This window comes from Apibacter sp. ESL0404 (assembly GCF_019469245.1).
In the GTDB taxonomy this organism is placed as follows: Bacteria; Bacteroidota; Bacteroidia; order Flavobacteriales; family Weeksellaceae; genus Apibacter.
In genome coordinates, this window is the sequence record NZ_CP048267.1 from 1,426,261 (window position 1) to 1,448,427 (window position 22,167).

At 30.7% G+C, this 22,167-nt stretch carries 23 protein-coding genes and 1 tRNA gene; 10 read left to right on the plus strand and 14 right to left on the minus strand.

What is annotated here, in order from left to right; genetic code table 11:
* Positions 1 to 46: 46 nt before the first annotated feature.
* Positions 47 to 2,521, plus strand: a complete 2,475-nt coding sequence (locus GYM72_RS06020; RefSeq protein ID WP_220263777.1) for a M1 family metallopeptidase — start codon at positions 47 to 49, stop codon at positions 2,519 to 2,521.
* Positions 2,522 to 2,612: 91 nt separating this feature from the next.
* The gene (locus GYM72_RS06025) at positions 2,613 to 3,104 is read left to right on the plus strand and encodes a dihydrofolate reductase (RefSeq protein ID WP_220263778.1); all 492 of its coding nucleotides are present in this window, start codon (positions 2,613 to 2,615) and stop codon (positions 3,102 to 3,104) included.
* A gap of 1 nt (position 3,105) precedes the next feature.
* Here the strand turns inward: GYM72_RS06025 and GYM72_RS06030 are convergent, their stop codons facing one another.
* The 10 genes from GYM72_RS06030 to pdxS all read right to left on the minus strand — a co-directional run bounded on the left by GYM72_RS06030 (position 3,106) and on the right by pdxS (position 11,427).
* Entirely contained in the window at positions 3,106 to 3,702 is a 597-nt protein-coding gene (locus GYM72_RS06030; protein ID WP_220263779.1) for a hypothetical protein, read from the minus strand.
* 62 nt (positions 3,703 to 3,764) lie between these two features.
* Entirely contained in the window at positions 3,765 to 4,067 is a 303-nt protein-coding gene (locus GYM72_RS06035) for a CD225/dispanin family protein (RefSeq protein WP_166006014.1), read from the minus strand.
* 96 nt (positions 4,068 to 4,163) lie between these two features.
* Complete coding sequence (locus GYM72_RS06040) at positions 4,164 to 5,135, minus strand: Gfo/Idh/MocA family protein (RefSeq protein WP_220263780.1); 972 nt, start codon at positions 5,133 to 5,135, stop codon at positions 4,164 to 4,166.
* Between the two features lie 555 nt (positions 5,136 to 5,690).
* On the minus strand, positions 5,691 to 6,449 hold the full coding sequence (locus GYM72_RS06045; RefSeq protein ID WP_220263781.1) for a carboxymuconolactone decarboxylase family protein: 759 nt from the start codon (positions 6,447 to 6,449) through the stop codon (positions 5,691 to 5,693).
* A gap of 35 nt (positions 6,450 to 6,484) precedes the next feature.
* The gene (locus tag GYM72_RS06050; RefSeq protein WP_160563924.1) at positions 6,485 to 7,342 is read right to left on the minus strand and encodes an aldo/keto reductase; all 858 of its coding nucleotides are present in this window, start codon (positions 7,340 to 7,342) and stop codon (positions 6,485 to 6,487) included.
* 37 nt (positions 7,343 to 7,379) lie between these two features.
* Positions 7,380 to 7,817 (minus strand): cupin domain-containing protein, encoded by a 438-nt coding sequence (locus tag GYM72_RS06055; RefSeq protein WP_220263782.1) that lies wholly within the window; start codon positions 7,815 to 7,817, stop codon positions 7,380 to 7,382.
* A gap of 282 nt (positions 7,818 to 8,099) precedes the next feature.
* Positions 8,100 to 8,834 (minus strand): SDR family oxidoreductase, encoded by a 735-nt coding sequence (locus tag GYM72_RS06060; RefSeq protein ID WP_220263783.1) that lies wholly within the window; start codon positions 8,832 to 8,834, stop codon positions 8,100 to 8,102.
* A gap of 112 nt (positions 8,835 to 8,946) precedes the next feature.
* Complete coding sequence (locus GYM72_RS06065) at positions 8,947 to 9,768, minus strand: AraC family transcriptional regulator (protein WP_220263784.1); 822 nt, start codon at positions 9,766 to 9,768, stop codon at positions 8,947 to 8,949.
* Positions 9,769 to 9,893: 125 nt separating this feature from the next.
* The gene (gene pdxT, locus GYM72_RS06070; protein ID WP_220263785.1) at positions 9,894 to 10,463 is read right to left on the minus strand and encodes a pyridoxal 5'-phosphate synthase glutaminase subunit PdxT; all 570 of its coding nucleotides are present in this window, start codon (positions 10,461 to 10,463) and stop codon (positions 9,894 to 9,896) included.
* A gap of 88 nt (positions 10,464 to 10,551) precedes the next feature.
* Entirely contained in the window at positions 10,552 to 11,427 is an 876-nt protein-coding gene (gene pdxS / locus GYM72_RS06075; protein WP_160543342.1) for a pyridoxal 5'-phosphate synthase lyase subunit PdxS, read from the minus strand.
* A 264-nt stretch (positions 11,428 to 11,691) separates the two neighbouring features.
* On the opposite strand from pdxS, the gene GYM72_RS06080 reads away from it, so the two are divergent.
* The 4 genes from GYM72_RS06080 (at position 11,692) to GYM72_RS06095 (ending at position 14,185) form a co-directional block, all read left to right on the plus strand.
* Entirely contained in the window at positions 11,692 to 12,405 is a 714-nt protein-coding gene (locus tag GYM72_RS06080; protein WP_160557261.1) for a TIGR00730 family Rossman fold protein, read from the plus strand.
* 62 nt (positions 12,406 to 12,467) lie between these two features.
* Entirely contained in the window at positions 12,468 to 12,941 is a 474-nt protein-coding gene (locus GYM72_RS06085) for a DUF6702 family protein (protein WP_146105600.1), read from the plus strand.
* Between the two features lie 58 nt (positions 12,942 to 12,999).
* A complete protein-coding gene (locus GYM72_RS06090) occupies positions 13,000 to 13,476 on the plus strand; it encodes a lipocalin family protein (RefSeq protein ID WP_220263786.1) in 477 nt (158 codons plus the stop codon).
* Positions 13,477 to 13,507: 31 nt separating this feature from the next.
* On the plus strand, positions 13,508 to 14,185 hold the full coding sequence (locus GYM72_RS06095; protein ID WP_160563936.1) for an OmpA family protein: 678 nt from the start codon (positions 13,508 to 13,510) through the stop codon (positions 14,183 to 14,185).
* Positions 14,186 to 14,251: 66 nt separating this feature from the next.
* Here GYM72_RS06095 and GYM72_RS06100 read toward each other — a convergent pair whose 3' ends face one another.
* Entirely contained in the window at positions 14,252 to 14,599 is a 348-nt protein-coding gene (locus GYM72_RS06100; protein ID WP_160543339.1) for a hypothetical protein, read from the minus strand.
* 470 nt (positions 14,600 to 15,069) lie between these two features.
* On the opposite strand from GYM72_RS06100, the gene GYM72_RS06105 reads away from it, so the two are divergent.
* Complete coding sequence (locus tag GYM72_RS06105; RefSeq protein ID WP_220263787.1) at positions 15,070 to 15,336, plus strand: hypothetical protein; 267 nt, start codon at positions 15,070 to 15,072, stop codon at positions 15,334 to 15,336.
* A 424-nt stretch (positions 15,337 to 15,760) separates the two neighbouring features.
* Here the strand turns inward: GYM72_RS06105 and GYM72_RS06110 are convergent.
* Both GYM72_RS06110 and GYM72_RS06115 read right to left on the minus strand, forming a co-directional pair.
* Positions 15,761 to 15,843: transfer RNA gene (locus GYM72_RS06110), tRNA-Leu, on the minus strand.
* A gap of 124 nt (positions 15,844 to 15,967) precedes the next feature.
* The gene (locus GYM72_RS06115; protein WP_220263788.1) at positions 15,968 to 16,807 is read right to left on the minus strand and encodes an AraC family transcriptional regulator; all 840 of its coding nucleotides are present in this window, start codon (positions 16,805 to 16,807) and stop codon (positions 15,968 to 15,970) included.
* 147 nt (positions 16,808 to 16,954) lie between these two features.
* Between GYM72_RS06115 and GYM72_RS06120 the strand changes: the two genes are divergently transcribed.
* The 3 genes from GYM72_RS06120 (at position 16,955) to GYM72_RS06130 (ending at position 20,149) form a co-directional block, all read left to right on the plus strand.
* The gene (locus GYM72_RS06120; RefSeq protein WP_370626007.1) at positions 16,955 to 18,094 is read left to right on the plus strand and encodes an acyltransferase family protein; all 1,140 of its coding nucleotides are present in this window, start codon (positions 16,955 to 16,957) and stop codon (positions 18,092 to 18,094) included.
* 125 nt (positions 18,095 to 18,219) lie between these two features.
* Positions 18,220 to 19,062 carry an AraC family transcriptional regulator gene (locus GYM72_RS06125; RefSeq protein ID WP_220263789.1) on the plus strand — a complete coding sequence of 281 codons (843 nt, stop codon included), beginning with the start codon at positions 18,220 to 18,222 and terminating at the stop codon, positions 19,060 to 19,062.
* Between the two features lie 178 nt (positions 19,063 to 19,240).
* A complete protein-coding gene (locus tag GYM72_RS06130) occupies positions 19,241 to 20,149 on the plus strand; it encodes a nuclear transport factor 2 family protein (RefSeq protein WP_255571459.1) in 909 nt (302 codons plus the stop codon).
* A gap of 122 nt (positions 20,150 to 20,271) precedes the next feature.
* Here GYM72_RS06130 and GYM72_RS06135 read toward each other — a convergent pair whose 3' ends face one another.
* Positions 20,272 to 21,921 carry a T9SS type A sorting domain-containing protein gene (locus tag GYM72_RS06135; protein ID WP_220263790.1) on the minus strand — a complete coding sequence of 550 codons (1,650 nt, stop codon included), beginning with the start codon at positions 21,919 to 21,921 and terminating at the stop codon, positions 20,272 to 20,274.
* Positions 21,922 to 22,167: the final 246 nt, after the last annotated feature.

The window sequence follows — 22,167 nt, forward strand, 5'->3', positions numbered from 1 at the left end:
AATACTGTATGTTTTCTTAATATATAATTAATTTAAATAAATTTTAATGAAAAAAGGCATTATTATTCTGATTTCCATTCTAACCATTGGTTATACTAGAGCTCAGGATTATTCAGCGTATCATCCTTCTGCTACTATGGTTAATGATTTAGTTCATACTAAGCTTAAAGTGGGTTTTGACATTCCCAACGAAAAGCTATTCGGTGAAGCATGGATAACTTTAAAACCTCACTTCTACCCTACCGACTCTTTGACTTTAGATGCAAAGGGTATGGAAATTTCCTCGCTAACTTTAAATGGAACTAAAGCGTTAAAGTATACGTATACTAACGATCAGTTAAAAATAAAATTAGACAAAAGTTACACTAAAAATGAAAATTACACGGTTTACATTAAATACGTAGCCATTCCCGGTTCTATTAAACAAAAAGGAAGTGAAGCAATTCAAGATGCCAGAGGTCTGTATTTTATTAATCCGCGAGGAGAAAACAAAGACAAGCCCACACAAATTTGGACACAAGGTGAAACTGAATCCAACAGCTGTTGGTTTCCGACTATAGATAAACCCAATCAGAAAACTTCAGAAGAAATATATATTACGGTTCCTGATAAATACGTGACTTTATCCAATGGAACTTTAAAAAATCAAACCAAAAATAATGACGGTACTCGTACCGATTATTGGAAATTTGATAAAAAACATGCCCCTTATTTATTTTTTATGGGTATTGGAGAATTTTCTATTGTTAAAGACAAATGGAAAAATATACCGGTAGACTATTATGTAGATAAGGAATATGAGCCCTATGCAAAGCAAATTTTTGGAGATACTCCTTCGATGATTGAATATTTTTCAACCCTGTTACAATATCCGTATCCGTGGGAAAAATACAGTCAAATGGTGGCAAGAGATTATATAAGCGGTGCCATGGAAAATACCACTTGTACACTTCATGAGGAAAGTGCCTTACAAAAACCCGGACAGCTTGTGGATAAAAACATCTGGGAACCGGTTATCGCCCACGAATTATTTCATCATTGGTTTGGAGATTTGGCTACTACGGAAAGTTGGTCTAACCTTCCGGTAAATGAATCCTTTGCGAATTATTCGGAATATTTATGGCTGGAACATAAATACGGAAAAGATTATGCGGAAGAACACAGGGATAATGAAAGAGACGGGTATATGTATGGTGGTGAAAATTTTGACAAGGATTTAATTCGCTTTAAATATAAAGATCGAGAAGATATGATGGATGCCGTAAGTTATAACAAAGGAGGATTAATTTTACATATGCTGAGAAATTATTTGGGCGATGATGCATTTTTTGCCGGTATGAGCTTATATCTTAAAAACAATGAATACAAGGCAACCGAAGCCCATCAACTCCGTTTGGCATGGGAAGAAGTTAGCGGAAAAGATCTTAACTGGTTTTTCAACCAATGGTTTTTTGGCAATGGACATCCTAAATTAAAAGCAGCCTATGCGTACAATGAAGCTAAAAAAACTGTAACTGTAACTTTAACTCAAAGTCAAGAACCGAAATTTCAGTTTCCTTTGGATATTGATGTTTATGAAAACGGGAAACCTACCAGGCATCATGTTTGGGCAAAAGCTGCCGAAACTAATTCTTTTGAGCTTCCTTATAAATCTAAACCTCAATTGGTAAATATAAATCCTGATAAAATTCTACTTTGCGAATTGAATGACGATAAAACTACTGAACAATATATAATTCAATATAAATATGCTCCAGAATACAGTTCAAGAAAAGAAGCTGTAAGTAAATTAGCGGATGCTCAAACTTCAAATGCTGAAGCGTTGGAAACATTATTGAAAGCGGCTTCTTCTGATAAATTTGAAGGATTGCGAACATTTGCTATTTCAAAATTGGATGAGACTAATCCAACGGTTAAGCAAAAGTCGGCATCAGTACTGGAAAAAATTGCAACTTCAGATGCAAAGACATTGGTTCAGGTTAAAGCTATTAAACAGTTAGCAACAATTGATGCTTCAAAATATAAGGACTTATTTATAAAATCTTTTAATAGTCCCTCCTACAGTGTAAAAGCGGCCTCCATACTTGGAGTTTTAAAAGTGGATAAAAATGCGGCATCTGAGTTGGTTTCTAAAATAGATGACAAAAACCCGGGCAGTGATTTATCCATAGCTATTGCTAAAACAGCAATTGTAACAAAAGATAATTCTAAATTATCCGTTATTTCAAAAAATTTCCTGAATCTTCTGCTTTCGGCTGAGTCTCAAGATGAAGCAGACACTTATTTTGAAGGTCTGCAAACTATTATGATGGGAGATTATCCTAATGAAACACAAACTATTGTTGATTCTATTTTAAAAATTTACCCGCAAGCTAAAAAATACAGCTTTGGTGAAGTGATGCTTCAAATTATGCAAGGTTCTTTACAAATGAAACAACAGGCTTCGAATGCATCACCCCTTAATAAAAGTCTTAAAGATCAAGTAAACTATATTACCAATGGATTGAATAAAATGAAATAAACAACCATTTTAAAGTTGCATGAAAAAAGAGTAAAGATTTCACCTTTACTCTTTTTTTTATATATTTAAATTTCATTTAACATCCATTTACATGACAATTATTGCAGCTCTAGATGAAAATAACGCGATAGGAAATAACAATCAATTACTTTGGCATCTTCCCTTGGATTTAAAAAGATTTAAATCACTCACACAAAATCATGTGATCCTTATGGGTAGGAAGACTTTTGAATCGTTAGGACGGCCTCTTCCCAATCGTCAAAATATGGTAATATCTTCTAAAGCAGATTACCAGGTTCCGGATAACGTATATTTGTTTTCTTCTTTACCTGAAGCCATCGAAGCTGCACGTAGTAAAGATTCCAATCCGTATATTATTGGAGGAGGAACGATCTATTCACAAGCTTTAAAATATGCCGATACGTTAAAACTTACGTTAGTACATACACAAATAGATAAGGCCGATACTTATTTTCCTGATATAGATTTTTCAGAATGGAATAAAACTTTTGATGAATTTCATCCAAAAGATGATAAACACCTGTATGATTTCCGCTTTGTAACTTACCAAAGGAAAATATAAGTTATTTACTTTTAGTAACTATCCAACCTTTATCTTTTTTATAATTTAAATTAAACGTTTTCACTATAAAATCGGTATGAGGATTTTTATCATATCCCAATATGGAAAAGTCATTAACTACCTTTTTAAGGGTAAGTACAGCTTTAGCTGTTTTTTTACCGGTCAATTCGATTCGAGCTTGTTCTTTGTCTCCTAATTGATATTCCAAAGACTTTACTTCAACTGTTTCTTTTTTTTGTTTTAGCACAAAAGGACGAGCTTTTTCGGTAAGCTTCACTTCATAGGTAAAAACACTGTCTTTACTGAGAAATTTCTTTTTTTGTTTAACCAAATTCAGGTTTACATATCCTTTCTCTTCTAATTCTTTATAGGCCTTAAGATCGTTTTTATCTTTTTTAAGACTAAATTTTACTTCACCTATGTTAATCTCCACTGTTTCATAAATGGGATTGGATTTTAAATAGGCTTCAATTGAATTTAAAGCGACATCTTCTGATAAGCTTGCTTTATCTCCACAAGCCGTAAAACTCAAACTTATTATAAAAAGGAAAGCAGCTTTCCATAATAAATTTTTTAAATTAATATACGTGGTATTCATACTGATTTTAACAATAAAATGAATAATCAATCAAAAATCATGCATTTCACAGTTAGCTTATGTCAATGTTGGAATTTTTGTCCAAAGATATTATAAATAGCCCCCGATAAGATACCGAGCCAAAAGACTATACCCGCAATAATTGTCCAAATACAAAGAATGCGTGTAATTATGGATGATCGTCTTGCTTTATCATACATTTTTTGTTCCCAATATTGATTAACTCGTAAAGAATAAAATAAGGCAAATATACCCACCGGGGCAAAACAAGCTACAGTACAAATAATAGCAAATGCCAGATAGTTATCCGGAGCATCCTCTTTTAAAACTTCATCCTCTTCTTGGTCTATGGTTTCATTACTCATAACCTATTAATTTTGGCATATAGAATAATCGTGTAAAAAAAATTTAATTCTCCCTTTTCTATGCCCAAAATTTTTTCATTCAAATTAATTCTAATTCTATTTTTTACCTTCTATTTGTCTCATCACTTCCAAAGCTACTCGTAAAGCCTCTCTACCTTGCATTAAAGTTACCTTGATCGGTTGTTTATTTTCAATGGAATCGGCTAAAGATTCTAATTCATCCAAAATAGAATTATTGCTTTCAATTTCAGGATATTGAAATATAATTTGTTTTTTTTCGCCTTCAGCATTTTCAATAATCATATCAAAAGGTTGTATTTTTTCCGGTACTTCCTTGATTCTTATGATTTCGGATTTTTTCTCTAAAAAATCTATTGAAATGTAGGCATCTTTCTGGAAAAACCTACTTTTCCTCATATTTTTCATGGAAATTCTGCTGGTTGTAACATTGGCTACACAACCATTTTCAAATTCAATCCGAGCATTGGCAATATCCGGTGTATTACTGACCACAGCAACTCCGCTGGCATGAATCTCTTTTACTTTTGATTCAACTATGGATAAAACAATATCTAAGTCATGGATCATTAAGTCTAATACTACCGGAACATCTGTACCCCTCGGATTAAACTCTGCCAAGCGATGTATCTCCAAAAACATGGGATTTACTATATAGGGTTTAGCCGCTGTGAAAGCTGGATTAAAACGTTCCACGTGTCCAACTTGCCCCTGTACGTTATGTTCTTGGGATAACCGAATTATTTCATCTGCTTCTTGTAATGTCCCTGCGATAGGTTTTTCAATAAAAAAATGCTTACCTGCTTGTATGGCTTTTTTAGCATATTCAAAATGTGCAAAGGTTGGGGTTACTATATCCAATAAATCAATCTGATGTAATAATTCATCAAAATTTGTGAAAAATTTATAACCAAATTCTTTCTCTAATTTTTTCCCGTTTTCTTCATCTGTATCATAGAAACCGATCAGATTATATTTTTCAGACTGCTGTAATAATCTTAAATGTATTTTTCCTAAATGTCCGGCTCCGACTAAACCTGCTTTTAGCATAATATCTTCGTATTAAATTATCTATTTCTTTTTTCCAACATTATTTACGGATAACTTATTAAATCAATTCATCAGATGATAGGTAAGAATCCGTCATATTAATTTACAATAGTAAAATTGATACATCGTTGTTGTTTAGTTTCAACAATCTATTCTTTTTTTTAGTTTCCTATTGGAAAATCAAATGATGGAACAACTACAATTATTTTAAAGTTTTTAGTTAAGAAAACTTAGCTGTAATTGTAATCTTTATCATATTTACTTAACAAATGTAGTGTATTTTAATGATAGAATCGACCATTATTTGTAAATCAAAGACTAATTATCTAAAAAAATCGGAAATAATTTTTTATGAAAAAACAGGGGAGAAAACAGGCGATTATATTAATAGATTCATCATGCAACTTAATTTATCTTTATTGAACGTTATTCGGCATTTTAACTATTAATTCCTATTGATTGACTATAACCTTTCTAAGATGTAAGCAAAAATGCCGGAAAATCAATTTTATTTAATCGTTTTTAATAAGCTTTTAAAGATCTTTAAAAAAGATATTATTGCCATTTCTCAGGCAAATCCCTGATGATTTTCAATGCATTAATTGCAAGTGGAAATCCAATATAAGGCAATGTCTGAATGATAGCTGCTACAATCAGTTCTTTATTATTGCCTTGTTTAAGATTTGCAAAGTAATGAGAAGTAAGTTGATCTTCCGCTCCCAGTGAAACTAACACGCAATAACTTAATAACTCACGTATGGCAAGGTCAAGTCCTTTTCTTGTATAAAAATCTCCAAAATAAACTTCAGTAAGAAATTTGGCAACCTCTTCACCCATACCATCTGGCAAAGCAGACATTAACTCTTTTATATGATTTCCATATAGAGGAATCTGAATTTTTTGTCCTTCTTCGAATCTGGTTTCCTCTTGTACGGTACTTTGTTTTTCTAAAGGGAGAGAGATATTATTTTCGGTAAAAGCTTCATTCATACTAGCAATAGCATTTAGAGTTTTTGGAAAACCAATAATCGGAGCACATTGATAAATAGCTTCTCTTAATTCTATCGGTGTTACCTGAACGTTCAATGCGGCATGTACATGAGATTTTAATTGAGGCAATTGCTGCAACGAGGCAAGAACTACACAAGTTATCAATTCTCGGGTTTTTATACTTAATTTTCCAACCGTAAAAACTTGACCAAAAATGAATTTTTGAAGAATTTCCATCATTTCGGGATCATTACCTTCTCCATTTAAGGCATTTCCTTTAAACAGCTTTTTAAAGTTATCTTTACAAATCTCTGTTCTATTCATATGATTGATTTTTACTTATCAATTGCCTTAACATCTTAGGATAGATGATGTTTCTTTTTAAAATCTAAAATAAATCGTACGGTTTCATGGTCGTTATGTGAAAAGAACAAGGATTTTTCTTGATCTAACGATTCTAACGAATGGATATCTTCCTCTGAAAGTTTAAAATCAAAAACATTAAAATTTTCAATCATGCGTTCTTTATGTGTAGATTTTGGAATTACAATTACCTGTTGTTGTATTAAAAATCTGAGTGCAATTTGAGCGGGTGTTTTATTGTATTTTTTACTTATAGAAACTAAAGTTTCATTCGTAAAGAAATTATTTTTTCCTTCTGCGAACGGACCCCAGGATTCAATTTGAGTGCCGTATTCTTTCATTACTTCTTTAGCTATTTTCTGTTGATTGAAAATATGGGTTTCAACCTGATTTACTGCCGGTTTTATTTCTACATGTTCGCAAAGGTCTACCAATCTATCCGGATAAAAATTACTCACTCCGATAGCTTTTGCTTTTCCCGATTTGTACATTTCTTCCAGGGCTCGATACGTACCGTAATAATCTCCAAAAGGTTGATGTATTAACAAAAGGTCCACATATTCGGTTTGCAATTTTTTCAATGATTCTTCAAATGATTTTTTAGCTCTTTCATATCCTGCATTTGAAACCCAAATTTTTGTGGTTATAAAAAATTTAGAGCGATCTATATTACTTGATTTTACCGCCTTACCCACTTCTTCCTCGTTATAATAGGCTTGTGCTGTATCTATGGAGCGATACCCCACCTCTATGGCTTCTGACACCACTCGTTCGCAATCTTGAGGGGGTATTTGATAAACTCCAAACCCTAAGATTGGCATTTCATTTCCGTTGTTTAATTTAATATAATCCATTTGAATATGATTTTTTATTTATATATAAAGTTGTTATTTATTTCAGATTAATTGCTTGTTCAGAGGCCGTATAATAGTCTTCGTCTGATACCGGCTCCAACCAAGTATTTTCATTGGTTTGAGGATTACAGGTAATAGCTAAATGAGAAAACCATTCATTAGGTGCTGCACCGTGCCAATGCTTAACATTAGAGTCTATTTCAATAACATCTCCCGGTTTCATTCGTATGGCTTTTTTGCCTTCTTCCTGATATAATCCAACCCCACCTACAGCAATTAGTATCTGTCCCCCGGAGTGCGTATGCCAATTGTTTCTACAACCGGGTTCAAATGTAACGTTGAATAAGGGAACATTTAATTCCTTATGGTTGGTAAGAGGTTGCAGCCATGATTTTCCGGAAAAATATTGTTCATATTCTTTATTTTCATTTCCAATTGGAAATTCACTGATTTTAGGTATTTCTGAATTATTCATTTGTTAACTAGTTATTTTTTTAAATATTAATTTATTGGCTTATTCGCTGAAAATCAAACATGCTCGTACTCCATTTAGCGTGTAGAAATTAGTAAGTTTTAATTTGGATAATGAACTACTATAATTCTTTTATATAGAACTAATTATCCGACAAATGATTAACTAAAAAATAATTTTTATTTAAATTTTATAAAATTTGCAATAAACTAGAATCTTTTGTCGGATAAATAGTTTAAAAAATTAAATTTTTATATTTTCTCTGAAATTTTTTATTACAATAAATTAGAGAGATTGCTTAGTAGGACGAACAATAACTTCACTTACAGATACATGTTGTGGAGTATTTATCGCATAAACTACTGCTTCTGCTATATCTTCCGGATTCAAACCGTAACCCTCTGTATCCTGCATTTTACGTTGATCTTCTAATAATTTTTCATCTTTCATTGTTTTGTATAGGTCTGTACGAACAGCACCCGGAGAAACCATGGAAGATTTTATGTTATTTTCTCTCTGCTCTTGTCGTAGTCCCTCCATTACTGCACGGATGGCTGATTTGGTAGCACAATATACTACAGATCCCGGATATACATAATGTCCTGCAACGGAATCGGTAGTGATGATATGACCAGATTTTTGTTTTACAAAATGAGGAAGAACCGCGGCTATTCCATGTAAAACGCCCAATACATTTACATGCAGCATATCATGCCAATCTTGAAGTTTACAATCTATAAGATAGGATGAAGGCATGGTTCCGGCATTATTGTAGATAACATCTATTTTTCCATACTTGCTTATAGCTAAATCTACTACCGCTTTTACTTCCTCGAATTTGGCAACATCGGCTACTTTATACTTAATTTGAGCATTTGGAAGAGAATCTTTAATTGCTTTTAATTTTTCTTCTCTTCTGGCAGAAATAACCAATTTAGCTCCCCTTTCAGCAATTTTCCTTACGGTAGCTTCACCAATTCCACTGGAAGCACCCATCACAACTATTACTTTTTCTTTCATAACTTTTTAAATTAAGATTTTTTAAGTTTATAGTCATTTATAAACAAAGTTAATGCCAGTTCAATATTGGGCTTTTGTCGGGAAGATCAATTTTTTTTGTTCTGAGGAACGGTCACAGTTCTTCCGAAGGAGAAAATCCGTATAATTTTTTAAAAGCTGTATAAAAATGAGATATGTTTTTAAAACCTACTTCCCAACAAACATCTTTTACTTTCCACTTTTTTCTGTCTTTGAGCATTTCAAAGGCAACTTCGAGTCGTTTACGTATTAACCATTTTTGGGGAGGTATATCGCTGATTTTTGCAAAGTCTCGTTTGAAAGTTGCTAAACTTCTTCCGGTATAAGCAGCTATTTCATTCATGGAAAGGTCATACATATAATTTTCATTGAGAAAATCTAGAATGTCGATTTTCCAAGGTTCTGTAAAATCGAAAAGTATTGAATAAAAATTCTTATTGATGTTTAACAATGCTAGTACGGCTTCTTGTTCTTTTAATTTAATGATTTCATCAGAAGGTTGTAGCTTTGTATCGAAATAGGGATTTAAGGATTGAAAAAGACTTACAATTTCAGGACGTAAAGGTAAAGTAAAAATATTTTCTTTGGGGAGACTAACCTCTTCGGGTTTCTCTTTACTTACCTTTTTATAATAAAAATCTCTTAAAAATGAACGTTTCAACGTCATGGTTATTCCTTTATATTGCTGATCGCCGGAATAAAATTTAGTCATTTTTATATTATGATTTCTCCGTACAAATGCACAAGTTCCTGCTTTTAATACTTTTTCTTTTTTTCCTTTTTCTTCAATGATTAATTTCCCTGAATATATATAGATCAAACAGTGGTCTTGAGCAGAATGTACACAACTGGTATTGTTATTGGCATAATAGGTTAGAAAAATTCCTGAATAATTTATAGTTTTCGAAGTGTCCATAGTTGGATATTCATTTTAAGACAGACAAGTTAAGAATTTTCTTATGTTTTAGTTATTAGTTATCTTAATTTAATTCATACAATTATTGATCAATCTTAAGCCATAAGATAAATAAGATTAATTTATCATTTCTTGTTACATAATTCTTCTATAAAATAGTGATGAACTTTAACAGAATCCGTTAATTCCGGATGAAAAGATGTAACTAGCATGTTTTTTTCTTGAGCTGCAACTATGTGACCGTTCACACGGGATAAAATTTTAACATTTTCTCCTACTTCGGTTATATAGGGCGCTCGTATAAATGTCATGGGAATAGTACCGATTCCTTCAAAATTTTCTTCAATTGAAAAGCTGCCCAACTGACGGCCATATGCATTTCTTTTTGCAGTAATATCCATAACTCCCAGATGTACTGTACCTTCTTCCACCCGTTTAGCCAGTAAAATTAATCCGGCACACGTTCCGAATACCGGTAATCCTGTTTGTATTTTGTTTCTGATTATATCGAGTAAGTTTAAATCTCTCAAAAGTTTACCTATGGCCGTACTCTCTCCTCCCGGAATGATTAATCCATCCATAGATTCATCCATGTCTTTTTTCTGCCTTATTTCAAAGGTTTCTACCTTTAGTTCTCGTAGTTTCCAAATATGCTCTATAAATGCTCCTTGTACTGCTAATACCCCTATTTTCATAATACTCTATATTTAGAATTAAAAAAGTCATTTGGAAAGTTTACACTCTCCAAATGACCTTATATTCGTTTGTTTTTTTATAAAAAAATTATTTTCCTCTTTCTGCCATTAGTAATTCAATTTCTGCTTCATTTATTCCAACCATCGCTTCTCCTAAGTCTTCAGATACTTCCAATAAAATAGTTGGATCGTTAAAATTAGTAACTGCTTTAACAATGGCCTGAGCTCTCTTTATCGGATCACCGGATTTGAAAATACCTGATCCTACAAAAACTCCTTCTGCTCCCAATTGCATCATTAATGCCGCATCGGCAGGAGTTGCCACACCTCCGGCTGCAAAATTCACTACCGGTAATTTTCCGTTTTCGTGTACGTATTTTACTAATTCATAAGGTACTCGAAGCTCCTTTGCCTCGTTGAAAAGCTCATCTTCCTGCATACCTTGTATCTTACGTATGGCTTCATTCATTGCGCGTAAATGTCTTACGGCTTGAACTACATCACCGGTTCCCGGTTCGCCTTTGGAGCGAATCATGGATGCCCCTTCTTGGATTCTTCGCAGGGCTTCACCTAAATTCTTAGCCCCGCATACAAAAGGAACTTTAAATTTGGTTTTATTTACATGATAGGTATCATCGGCGGGTGTTAAAACTTCACTTTCATCAATATAATCGATTTCTAAGGCTTCCAGTATTTGTGCTTCTACAAAATGTCCTATTCTGATTTTAGCCATAACCGGTATACTTACTGCCGATTGTATTCCTTTAATCATTTTGGGATCACTCATCCGAGAAACACCTCCTACAGCGCGTATATCTGCAGGAATCCTCTCCAAGGCCATTACTGCAACAGCTCCTGCTGCTTCAGCTATTTCTGCTTGTTCCGGAGTGGAAACATCCATAATGACTCCTCCTTTAAGCATTTGCGCTAAATTTTTATTTAATTCGTATCTGTTGTTTTCCATACTCAAATTTTATCTTAATTATACGTACAAAAATAGCATAATATACGGTTACATTCCCTAAGTTTCCTTTTTTATTTTCTACCCTTTTTTTTCAAGAAATTGATATATTATTTTCTTATTTTAAAAAATCTCAAATATTTTGCTAAAAAAAATGATACTTCCTCGTGAAAATAGTAAAATTTTAATAAAATGATTAACAATTTTATGACGCAGAAATCGTAATAAACAGTAATTTTGCTGTACATGTTATTAAAATATTAAAAAATGCATAATTCAGAAAATAAAGAGTTTATAGCTCAGAATTTTAATCAAAAAAATTGGAATGAAATAAAAACGCGAGACAGTTGGATGCTTTTTAAACTTATGGCTGAGTTTACCAATGGTTTTGAAACAATGACTAAAATAGGCCCTTGTGTATCCATATTCGGTTCTGCTCGAACTAATCCTGATAATAAATATTACCAATTAACGGAAGAAATTTCTTATAAGCTTACTAAAATAGGTTTTGGTATTATTACGGGAGGAGGACCCGGAATTATGGAAGCGGGAAATAAAGGAGCACAGGCTGCGGGAGGAAAATCAATTGGTTTAAATATTGAATTACCTTTTGAAACAGGAAGTAATCCGTATGTTGATCATAAATTAAGTATGAATTTCAATTATTTTTTTGTCAGGAAAGTTATGTTTCTCAAATATTCGCAAGGTTTTATTGTTATGCCCGGAGGTTTGGGTACTATGGATGAGCTGTTTGAAGCGTTAACTTTAATTCAAACAAAAAAAACAAGTAAATTCCCGATTGTATTGGTTGGTACGGACTATTGGACCGGATTATTGGAATGGATGCGAAAGTCTATGCTTGAAGATAATTATATTAAGGAAATTGATTTTAGTTTGTTCCGACTTGTTGATACTGCTGATGAAGCTGTAGGACACATTCATGCTTTTTATAACAAATACAGTATTAAACAAAATTTTTAAAACTATTTGGCATTAAATTTGTTTGCAGTTGCAGAATGAGCGATAATATAATTCAACCCATAATGAAAAAGTTTATTCTTTTTTTTGTTTTATCTTTTATATGTTTAGGTTTCTATAATTTTTATTCTTCGGATTTTTTTACTTCGATAACTAAAGTGGAATATGTTTCCAGCAGCAAAACATTAAAAGTTTCTTCAAAAGTTAACCTTGAACATATTGAACAAACCATTGGTAAAAAAGTAAATTCCAACGATTTTGATATTGCACTTAATAAATATCTTCAAAATAACGTTAAAATAAGTATAGATGATACTCCTGTGAATTTTACTTTTTCTTCTAAAAATCCGGATGGAAATGTAGTTTGGATTTATTATGAGGTATCGGGTATCAATTCGGTTTCATCAATCACTATAAAGAATTCTTTGTTATTGGATAAATTTCCTGATCAGCAGAATTTTATAAATTTTATCGTCAATGGCCAAAAGAAATCTTTAGTGTGTAAAAAAGGTTCTGAAAGCGGAAAGTTAACGTTTTAATCGTTTGATTTAACTACGTTTTTAAATGATAATTATAAATTAAAATAAATTTCTTTTTATGAAAAAATTAATAATTTTAGGAATTATGAGCATGTTTATTTTTTATTCTTGCTCTTCTTCAAATTCTGTTGCTCTTGACAGATCTTCTCAAAGAGATGTAAGAGGTACATGGAATCTTGACCGCGTTTCATATTCTGAAAACATGGTAAAGGTTAAAGCTTTTGATGAATATGATGCTCAATGTTTAAAAAACAGTGTGTGGTACTTTATCGCTAATAATAACAGAGGTAATTTTACTTTGCAAGGTGGCAATACTTGTCCGGCTTTAACTCAAAACTTTACTTGGTATATCGATAAGCAAAACATGCTTGTTTTAAAATTGCTTAATGAAGGTGATAAAGCAAGAAAAGTAACTACAGGAACTACGTATTTATATGAAATTCTTTCTGAAAATGAATTTAAATTAAGTCAAGTTATCAGCGGGGTTACTATTACTTATCATTTCAGTAAATTATCATCCGGTAAATTAAAATAAATAACTTGAAATACACTATATAATTATAATTATGAAATCAATATTTAAAAGATTAACTTTAATCTTATTATCTGTTAGTATTCTAATGTCTTGTAACACCAACGATACCCAAAAAGGTGCCGGATTAGGAGCTGTTGCAGGAGGTGTTTTAGGTGCTGTAATTGGAAATAATGTAGGTAATAAAAACAATGCTGCTTTAGGAGCCGTTATCGGTGCTGCCGTGGGTGGAACCACCGGAGGTTTAATTGGACACAAAATGGATCAACAAGCACGTCAAATACAGGAAAGTGTACCGGGTGCTTCTGTTGAACGTGTAGGGGAAGGAATTAAAGTTGTACTTAATGAAAATGCTATTCGTTTTGATTTTGATAAAGCTACTTTAACTCCAACTGCTCAACAAAATTTAGATAAAATAGTATCTGTTTTTAAACAATACCCGGATACTAATATTGGTATTTTCGGATATACTGACGCAAAAGGTGCAGATCAATATAATTTAAATTTATCTGAAAACAGAGCAAAAAGTGTTGCTAATTATTTATCCAGTAACGGTATCAGCTCCAGCCGATTTACTATTAAAGGTTTTGGTAAAGCGGATCCAATTGGAGATAACAGCACTGAAGCCGGTAGAGCTTTAAATAGAAGAGTTGAATTTTCTATTACTGCCAACGAAAAAATGATTCGAGATGCAAAAGCTGAATCCAACTAATTAATATATTTTATACTTTATATAATTTTGAATAGAAAGACAGACGAAAGTTTGTCTTTTTTTATTTTAAATATCCAGTAATTGTTCATCCATGAAATATTGGATGATCGCTTTTTTCATAAGCAAAGTTTGCTCATTGGGCTTTAAATCGGGCAGCTTTTCAATTAATTTATAATGCGGCCAATTGTCTTTATCATATCCATCGAGTTTATAATATCCGAAAGGTTCCAATAACCTGCATACGGCTATATGTATCAGGTTCATTTTTTCGTCTTTTTTATACTTTTTATATCCTAATCCTAATTCTTGCAAACCAATTAAAAATATCATCGTATTTAAATCGGGAATATCCTCATGTGCAAACTTCTCTTTGAAAAATTGTTCAATTTTACTCCAAAGTTGGGCCTCGTTCATTTTCAAGTCAAATTTTTATTCACGTAAATTTATAATAAAATGTATTTATATATTTAATATATTCTTTAAATTAATTAAAGATTCAATAGCAAAAGTGTTATTGTTTAATAATTCTTTTTTAATCAATTCTTAGATTAAGTATAAACAATTCCTTTAAATATAATAAATAACTCTTTTTTGGATATATGAATTCTATTAATAAATATAAGCTAATACTTACTATTTCTTAATAATTCCAATAATTTTTTAATAGAACATTATTAATAAATGATTTACTCGTCTTTGTATTTAATTATATAATTTTAATATTTTAAAATAAAATATTCGTCTATAAATTGTTTAAAAATCAGTATAAATAATAAAATAATTCAATATAAAGTTATATTAATAAATGTAATTGAAAAAGAATAATATTCTACAACATATTGAAAAAATAAAAATAAATAAATAACAAAAAAATATAGTAAATTATGAATAATTTTAATAACCATTGTCAATTAATTGATATATTAAATAAAATCTATAATAAAGGATTTAAAAAATTCAAAGACCAAAAATTTTCTAGAGATTTTGAGTTTTTAGATATCAATGATATTAATAATGCTGTTTTAATATTTACTGAAGTTTTAAATTTAAATGGAGGATCTTTAGGAAAATATGATTTGTATAAATTGATGCAGGAATATTTAACTAATATAGAGAAAAGAAATGCTATAAATAAAATACTTGAAAAATAATAAATTATTATGAATGGAAAATATATTGCATTATTAAAATAATAAGTTTTATATAGATTTCTGATTTTAGGATTTGAATGTAAATTTTTTATTGTTATAAGCGAAATTATGGTAAAGGTTTAAATAAAAGTTCAAGTTAGTTATAAAGTATAAAAAATATTCAATAGTATTTTTACAAGTATAGAGATAAACTTAGTAATAATATATTTACACATCTTCCCTTGATTATAACCAACCAAAAAATTTATCTAAATTCTAGAAATAAAAAATTTGTATAAAATTACTTTTTAATTTAATTAAAGAAATTAAAATTTAAAAATTCGTTTTTACTTTAATCAACTTTTTATCTAATACCTTAAATATATTCATAATAAATAATATGAATAATCAAATTATAACAGTAAATAAAAGATTTCAAAATAAGTACTCACGACCGGATTCGAACCGGCACATCCTATGGACACCACCCCCTCAAGATGGCGTGTCTACCAATTCCACCACGTGAGTTTAAAAATTATTTATTTTTAGCTTTGCAAATATACTAATATTAGTATTTCACCTCTAAGGTAATTTTAAATTTTTCCACACTTAGATAAGCAATTTTTTTATAGTGTAATCTTTCGACAGTTACTTACCTTCCAGTTTGAAAAAATCTTTTTCGATATTCATTGGGTGTGCAATTTTTAATTTTTTTAAAAATTCTATTGTAATAAGGCACATCCTTGAAACCTGAATAATAACATACTTCTGCAATGGTCATATTGGTTTTTTGAATCATTTGACAGGAAGATTCCACCCTAAATTCATTTAAGTAAGTCATCAAAGATTTACCCATCATCTTTTTAAAGAAAATACAAAATGACGATTTATTCATATTCACTAATTGGGACATTTCTTCTAAAGTAATGGTATTTTGATAATTGTTCATTATATAAAGTTGTATTTTTTGCAACCGAAGGATTTGTTTATCTTCCTCTATTCGGTTACCTGCTAATATTCTATGATCGGAATTACCTAGAAGTGTTAATATTTGAATGAAAGATGAAATCCTTTCAATCTCCGATTGATCAATCATCTGTTTCAAAATGTTTTGAAGTTTCGCCAAATGAGCTCCTATAAATGATATTGCTTGTTTATAATTTTGTATTTTTTGGATGTATGGTTGCAATTCGCTAAAAGTTAATTTACAATTATCAAGAAATCGATCAGAAAATGTAAGGGTAATGTTCTCAATCTTACCTTCTGCATCATAATCGGATTCTTCAAAAAGCCAACAATGAGGGATATGAGGGGGGATAAGAACGATTTCGTTGCATTGAAAGGGTTCGAGCCGATCCCCCATTTTTCTGGTTCCACTGCCGGTTATTATGTAGGATAATTCCCATGTTTTTTGTTCATGGAAAGTTACCTGTTCATTCCAATATATTTTTACATGATCAAATCGAAAAGATTGATTTTCAAATGTTGGCAAGTGAATGTATTTGATGTTTTTATACACTTACTAATATTACGCATTATTTGTATACAAATATAAGACAATAATAATAGAATATATTTCAATAGTTCAACTAATCATTAGTTTACTTTTGTTATCCGAATAAGAAATCAATATCTTCAAATGATGAAAAATATAACGGATTTAAAAGCTTCCAAGCCACATTATGTAATTCTTGACGGTTTACGAGGAGTTGCTGCTATTATGGTGGTTTTATTCCATGTTCTTGAAATTTATACGGGCGGTGATCACAGCTTGCAAATTATAAACCATGGATACTTGGCTGTAGATTTTTTCTTTATGTTATCCGGATTTGTCTTAGGATATGCATACGATGATCGGTGGGGAAGTATGACTTTAAAAGATTTTTTTAAACGCCGTATCATTCGACTTCATCCTATGATTATTGCCGGGATGCTTTTAGGGGCTTTATTATATTATTTCCAGGATGCTCCTTCATTGGGATGGAAAGCTACTTCTGATGTTTCTCTTTTGAAATTAGTTCTATTGATGATTATCGGCATGTTTTTAATTCCTGTCGGAAAAGGCTTAGACATTCGCGGTTGGAATGAAATGTATCCTCTGAACGGTCCTGCCTGGTCTCTATTTCTTGAATATATAGCCAATATCATTTATGCCCTTATTTTACGAAGAATCAGCAAATTAATACTTTCTATTTTGGTACTTGTTGCTGCCGGAGTTACGATTCAATATGCGTTTACAAATCCGATAGGTGACATCATTGGGGGATGGTCTATTGATGACCCTATTCAGTTAAGAATCGGTTTTACCCGTTTAGCTTTTCCTTTTTTAGCCGGATTATTGTTAGCCAGGATTGGAAAACTTCGTTTTATTAATCATGCTTTTTTGATAACTTCTCTTTTGTTGATCATACTTCTATCCGTACCTCATTTAGGAGGTGAAAATAATTTATGGAATCGCTGGTATGAATGCATATGTTTAATGATTTTCTTTCCTTTGATTATATGGTTGGGCGCAGGAGGAAAAATAAAAAATCCGAAAGCAATGACAGTATGTAAATTTCTGGGAGACATCTCCTACCCTATTTATATTACCCATTTTCCATTTATTAATATTTATATGGCTTATATTGCCAATCATCAACTTTCCTTGGAGCAATCATGGCAATATGGATTGCTGGTCGTTTTAATTTCCATCATTGTTGCTTATTTGTCCATGAAATTTTATGATATGCCGATTCGAGAATGGCTACGTAAACGATTTTTAAATTATAAAAGATAATCAATTAGTATTTCGAAACATAGATATTTTTTATGCAAAAGCATAAACAGTATCATAAAAATGTGTATAAAATAATGCTTTGTTTATATGACTTCGATTTTTTTATCTTTGTATAAAATTTTCTTTTGATATCTTACACCTTTAATGAACTTTTACCTTTTGGATTTGAAATAAAAAATTTGACTCAGATGAATCAAAGGGCATGTTCTATAACCAGTAAGCCGCATAGAACAAATTTTTATCAAATTATACGGATTACAAGCGGTAAAACAATTCAAAAAGTAGATTTTAGTCCGATTGAAGTCAGGGAAGGACAAATTTTATTTATCGGCAAAGATCAAGTTTTATCTTTTGATGTGGAATCTGCCTATACGGGTGAAATTATTTTGTTTACCGATGATTTTTATATTCGTAATGAATACGAAAGGCGTTTAATTAAGCAATCAGAGCTTTTCAACCCTTTTACCAAAAATATTCCTATTGAAACGCATGAATATTTAGATTCCATTTGGGAATTGATGAAAAAAATCTATTCTCCTGAACAAGATCCTTATATTCCCGATATTTTACATCATTTACTGAGTAGTTTTCTTATTTATTCAAAAAAAATTACTAGTCATTCGTTAAATATTCTTTCTTCTTCGTGTTATCCTGTTACTTTAGAGTTTTCACTCGCTGTAGAAAAAAATTACAAGATCCTGAGAAAAGTAAACGATTATGTCTCCAGTTTGGGTATATCGCCCAAAGCTTTATCAAAAGCTCTTAAAAACACTGTCGGTAAAAGTCCCAAAGAATATATTGATGAACGAATTTTATTAGAAGCAAAAAGACTTTTGGTTTACAGTGAACTCAATATAAAGGAAATTTCTTTTGAACTGGGATTTGACGAACCCACCAATTTCAGCAAATTTTTTAGAAAGTGGGTAGGTATTAGCCCTATCGATTTTAAAAAGCAACACCTGTCCTAAATTTATCAGCTTTGGCATACTTTTTATCATTATACTCATAAAATCCACACTTACCTTTACACGAATAAAATTCTTACAACAGTTGAAAAACACTGAATACGCCTGTTTTTATAAACATAATAAATTAAAAATACCTATAAGTGAATTTATGAATAATAAATAATTAATTTATAATAATATGAAAAAAATAAGTTATCTAGCAGCGGTAGTCGGAATAGCTTTGTTGGCAGTTTCTTGCAACCAAACTAAAAAAGAACCTGTTGAAGCTACGGATCAAACAAACACTGAAAAGGTAGAAGATCCTACCACAGAAAACAAAGAACCTTCTAATAAAGAAAAAGTTAGGGAGTTACTTTCTTCATTTAGCACAGGAAATGAAGAACCGTTGAAATACATTAATCCGAATAAATATATTCAACATAATTTGGAAGCGGCTGACGGTGTTGAAGGGTTTAAGAGCCTTATGAAAAGTTTATCAGCCTCTAAACCGAGTGTTAACATTGTACGTATGTTGAGTGACGGGGATTATGTTGTTGCCCAAACGGAATATGGGTATAAAACTCCAACCGTTGGATTTGATATTTTCCGTTTTGAAAACGGATTAATTGTAGAACATTGGGACAATTTACAAGCTGAAAAACCGAAAAATCCAAGCGGACATACATTGATAGATGGTGATACTACTATCAAAGAAACCGATGAGGCCGGATTGAAAGCAAACAAAGCGTTAGCCGAAGGTTTTGTAACGGATGTATTGATGGGTAAAAATCCTTCCAACTTGGAAAATTATTTTAACGGAAATAATTACATTCAACACCACCCACTCATTGGTGACGGGTTAGACGGATTAAAAGCCGGCTTAGAGAAATTGACTAAAATGGGACTTACTTTCAAATACACTCAAATTCATAAAATCTTAGGAGAAGGAAATTTTGTATTAGTAGTTTCTGAAGGCGTTATGGCCAATAAACCCACTTCATTCTATGATTTATTCAGAATTGAAAATGGCAAAATTGCTGAACATTGGGATATTGTGGAAACCATACCTGCAAATGCTGATCATAAAAATAAAAACGGTAAATTCTAAATTTATTCATTGAGTAAAAAGGATTTTAAACAGTAGTATAAGTTATCTATTATATAGTTTTAAATAATATTTCAAAATAAAAAAACCTGCATCAAGTGCAGGTTTTTTTACATTTTTGTAAATTATTTTTTTATGATTTTTTTAGTAACTATACCTTGATCGGTTGTAAGTGTTACTATATAAATTCCGGGAGCCAGGTCTTGCACATTTATTTCGTTATTTTTAAGCGATGGAAAAGTTTTTACTAATTTTCCAGAATAATTATACACATCAATAGATAAAGTTTTAAAAGGTGATGTGATCTTTACAATATCAACAACCGGATTAGGATATATTAAAACTGATTCAGCCCAATTTTTTGAAGGATTTTCTGATTTAATTTCTTCAATAGCAAACGCATTCGTATTATTTTCAACAAATCTTGCTGAATTGGCTATGGTTACTTCGTACCTTAAATTTAGATCGGGAATTAAATCATTTTTCATTTCACAAATCAATGTTTTTCCTGCATTTTTTCGATTTGCATAAAACTTACCTCTACTTCCATTCACTTTTACCTCTTTTTTAGTAGCTTTATCATACCAAACATAGGTTGTTTTCTTTCCTCGAATATTATATTCAGAAGAAAGATCCAATATATCTAAGTAACCCTTTGTACCTCCCTGTAGAGTTGATTGTGGATTAAATGCGACAATTGCTACTTTAGCGTAATCACCTTTAAGGGTTGAAATTTTAAATTGATTATTATTTGCAATTAATACAAATAATTTATTAGCCGTTAAGTCTAATGAGCCTAATTGATTATAGTTACAAGTGAGTATACTTAATTTACTATTTTTAGATGTATTTAAAGAAGTAAGCTTATTTAAACTGCAATCTAATTCTTTTAGCTCTGTACTATTTGATACATCTAAATTAGTTAGTTTATTTTCAGAACAATTTAAATTTTTTAAATTAATAGCATTGGAAACATTTAAAGTTATTAGTTCATTTTTATAACAGAATAAATATTCAAGTTTATTATTCGATACATCTAAAGTATTTAATTTATTTTTAGAACAATTTAATTCTTTTAATTTAAAATTATTTGATAAATCCAATGATGTTAATTGATTATTATCACAGTATAATTCTTCTAATTCCACATTTTGTGATAAATCTAAAGTGATAAGTTGATTATTAGAACAATACAAATCTACTAATTTCACATTTTTTGACAAGTCCAAATTATTTAATGAATTTTCGCTACAATCTAAAAATTTTAAATTAATATTCTTTGATACATCTAATGAAGCTGAATAATTTTCTTTAAAAACTAATCTTGTTAACTTTAAATTTTTAGATAAATCAATTGAGGTTAATTGTGTTGAGTTTATAGATAATTCTTTTAAATTTCTAAAGTATTTCCCATCAAATTCACCGTAAAATTTAGTTCCAATTAAATGTCTGTAATTACTTAAATCAAGAAAAGTTAAAACTTTAATACCATTTTTGTCTTCCCACCCAAATCTGTTAAAAAATTTTAAGAGAATGGAGTGAGGTTTACCATTTATGGCATCAACCATATCTTTCCAGGTCAACCCTAACTGTTCATAATTCCATTTGTTATCCTCTTCAGAATATTGCATTAAAAAATTCAAAATTCCTAAAACATCCCTTGGATCATAAACAGAGATTTTTGAAACATCAAAATTACTTACTAAATAATGTCTTTTTTCCAAAACAGGATCTTTAGCCAGCATTGTTACGCTTAATAAGGCGCATAACAACATAAAAAAATAAATTTTTTTTCATAATATTATTATTTTATAAATTTTAATATGCTAATATATCAATAATTATTTAAATAATTAGTTATTAAAAATAAAATATTTTTTATTTGTAGATTCTAACATGGATCCCGTTTAATTTTTGAGAATCAATTATTTCCATGATTATCTATAGAAATTGGCACAGGTAATTTTTAGCAAAAAAAACATACGTAATAAGCAGGGAATTATATGTGCAATTGAACTATA

What these genes read in the sequence shown, in the direction of transcription:
- GYM72_RS06020 (WP_220263777.1), top strand. Translation starts at nt 47, where the DNA reads ATGAAAAAAGGCATTATTATTCTGATTTCCATTCTAACCATTGGTTAT.
- GYM72_RS06025 (WP_220263778.1), top strand. Translation starts at nt 2,613, where the DNA reads ATGACAATTATTGCAGCTCTAGATGAAAATAACGCGATAGGAAATAAC.
- GYM72_RS06030 (WP_220263779.1), bottom strand. Translation starts at nt 3,702, where the DNA reads ATGAATACCACGTATATTAATTTAAAAAATTTATTATGGAAAGCTGCT.
- GYM72_RS06035 (WP_166006014.1), bottom strand. Translation starts at nt 4,067, where the DNA reads ATGAGTAATGAAACCATAGACCAAGAAGAGGATGAAGTTTTAAAAGAG.
- GYM72_RS06040 (WP_220263780.1), bottom strand. Translation starts at nt 5,135, where the DNA reads ATGCTAAAAGCAGGTTTAGTCGGAGCCGGACATTTAGGAAAAATACAT.
- GYM72_RS06045 (WP_220263781.1), bottom strand. Translation starts at nt 6,449, where the DNA reads ATGAATAGAACAGAGATTTGTAAAGATAACTTTAAAAAGCTGTTTAAA.
- GYM72_RS06050 (WP_160563924.1), bottom strand. Translation starts at nt 7,342, where the DNA reads ATGGATTATATTAAATTAAACAACGGAAATGAAATGCCAATCTTAGGG.
- GYM72_RS06055 (WP_220263782.1), bottom strand. Translation starts at nt 7,817, where the DNA reads ATGAATAATTCAGAAATACCTAAAATCAGTGAATTTCCAATTGGAAAT.
- GYM72_RS06060 (WP_220263783.1), bottom strand. Translation starts at nt 8,834, where the DNA reads ATGAAAGAAAAAGTAATAGTTGTGATGGGTGCTTCCAGTGGAATTGGT.
- GYM72_RS06065 (WP_220263784.1), bottom strand. Translation starts at nt 9,768, where the DNA reads ATGGACACTTCGAAAACTATAAATTATTCAGGAATTTTTCTAACCTAT.
- pdxT (WP_220263785.1), bottom strand. Translation starts at nt 10,463, where the DNA reads ATGAAAATAGGGGTATTAGCAGTACAAGGAGCATTTATAGAGCATATT.
- pdxS (WP_160543342.1), bottom strand. Translation starts at nt 11,427, where the DNA reads ATGGAAAACAACAGATACGAATTAAATAAAAATTTAGCGCAAATGCTT.
- GYM72_RS06080 (WP_160557261.1), top strand. Translation starts at nt 11,692, where the DNA reads ATGCATAATTCAGAAAATAAAGAGTTTATAGCTCAGAATTTTAATCAA.
- GYM72_RS06085 (WP_146105600.1), top strand. Translation starts at nt 12,468, where the DNA reads ATGAAAAAGTTTATTCTTTTTTTTGTTTTATCTTTTATATGTTTAGGT.
- GYM72_RS06090 (WP_220263786.1), top strand. Translation starts at nt 13,000, where the DNA reads ATGAAAAAATTAATAATTTTAGGAATTATGAGCATGTTTATTTTTTAT.
- GYM72_RS06095 (WP_160563936.1), top strand. Translation starts at nt 13,508, where the DNA reads ATGAAATCAATATTTAAAAGATTAACTTTAATCTTATTATCTGTTAGT.
- GYM72_RS06100 (WP_160543339.1), bottom strand. Translation starts at nt 14,599, where the DNA reads ATGAACGAGGCCCAACTTTGGAGTAAAATTGAACAATTTTTCAAAGAG.
- GYM72_RS06105 (WP_220263787.1), top strand. Translation starts at nt 15,070, where the DNA reads ATGAATAATTTTAATAACCATTGTCAATTAATTGATATATTAAATAAA.
- GYM72_RS06120 (WP_370626007.1), top strand. Translation starts at nt 16,955, where the DNA reads ATGATGAAAAATATAACGGATTTAAAAGCTTCCAAGCCACATTATGTA.
- GYM72_RS06130 (WP_255571459.1), top strand. Translation starts at nt 19,241, where the DNA reads ATGAAAAAAATAAGTTATCTAGCAGCGGTAGTCGGAATAGCTTTGTTG.
- GYM72_RS06135 (WP_220263790.1), bottom strand. Translation starts at nt 21,921, where the DNA reads ATGTTGTTATGCGCCTTATTAAGCGTAACAATGCTGGCTAAAGATCCT.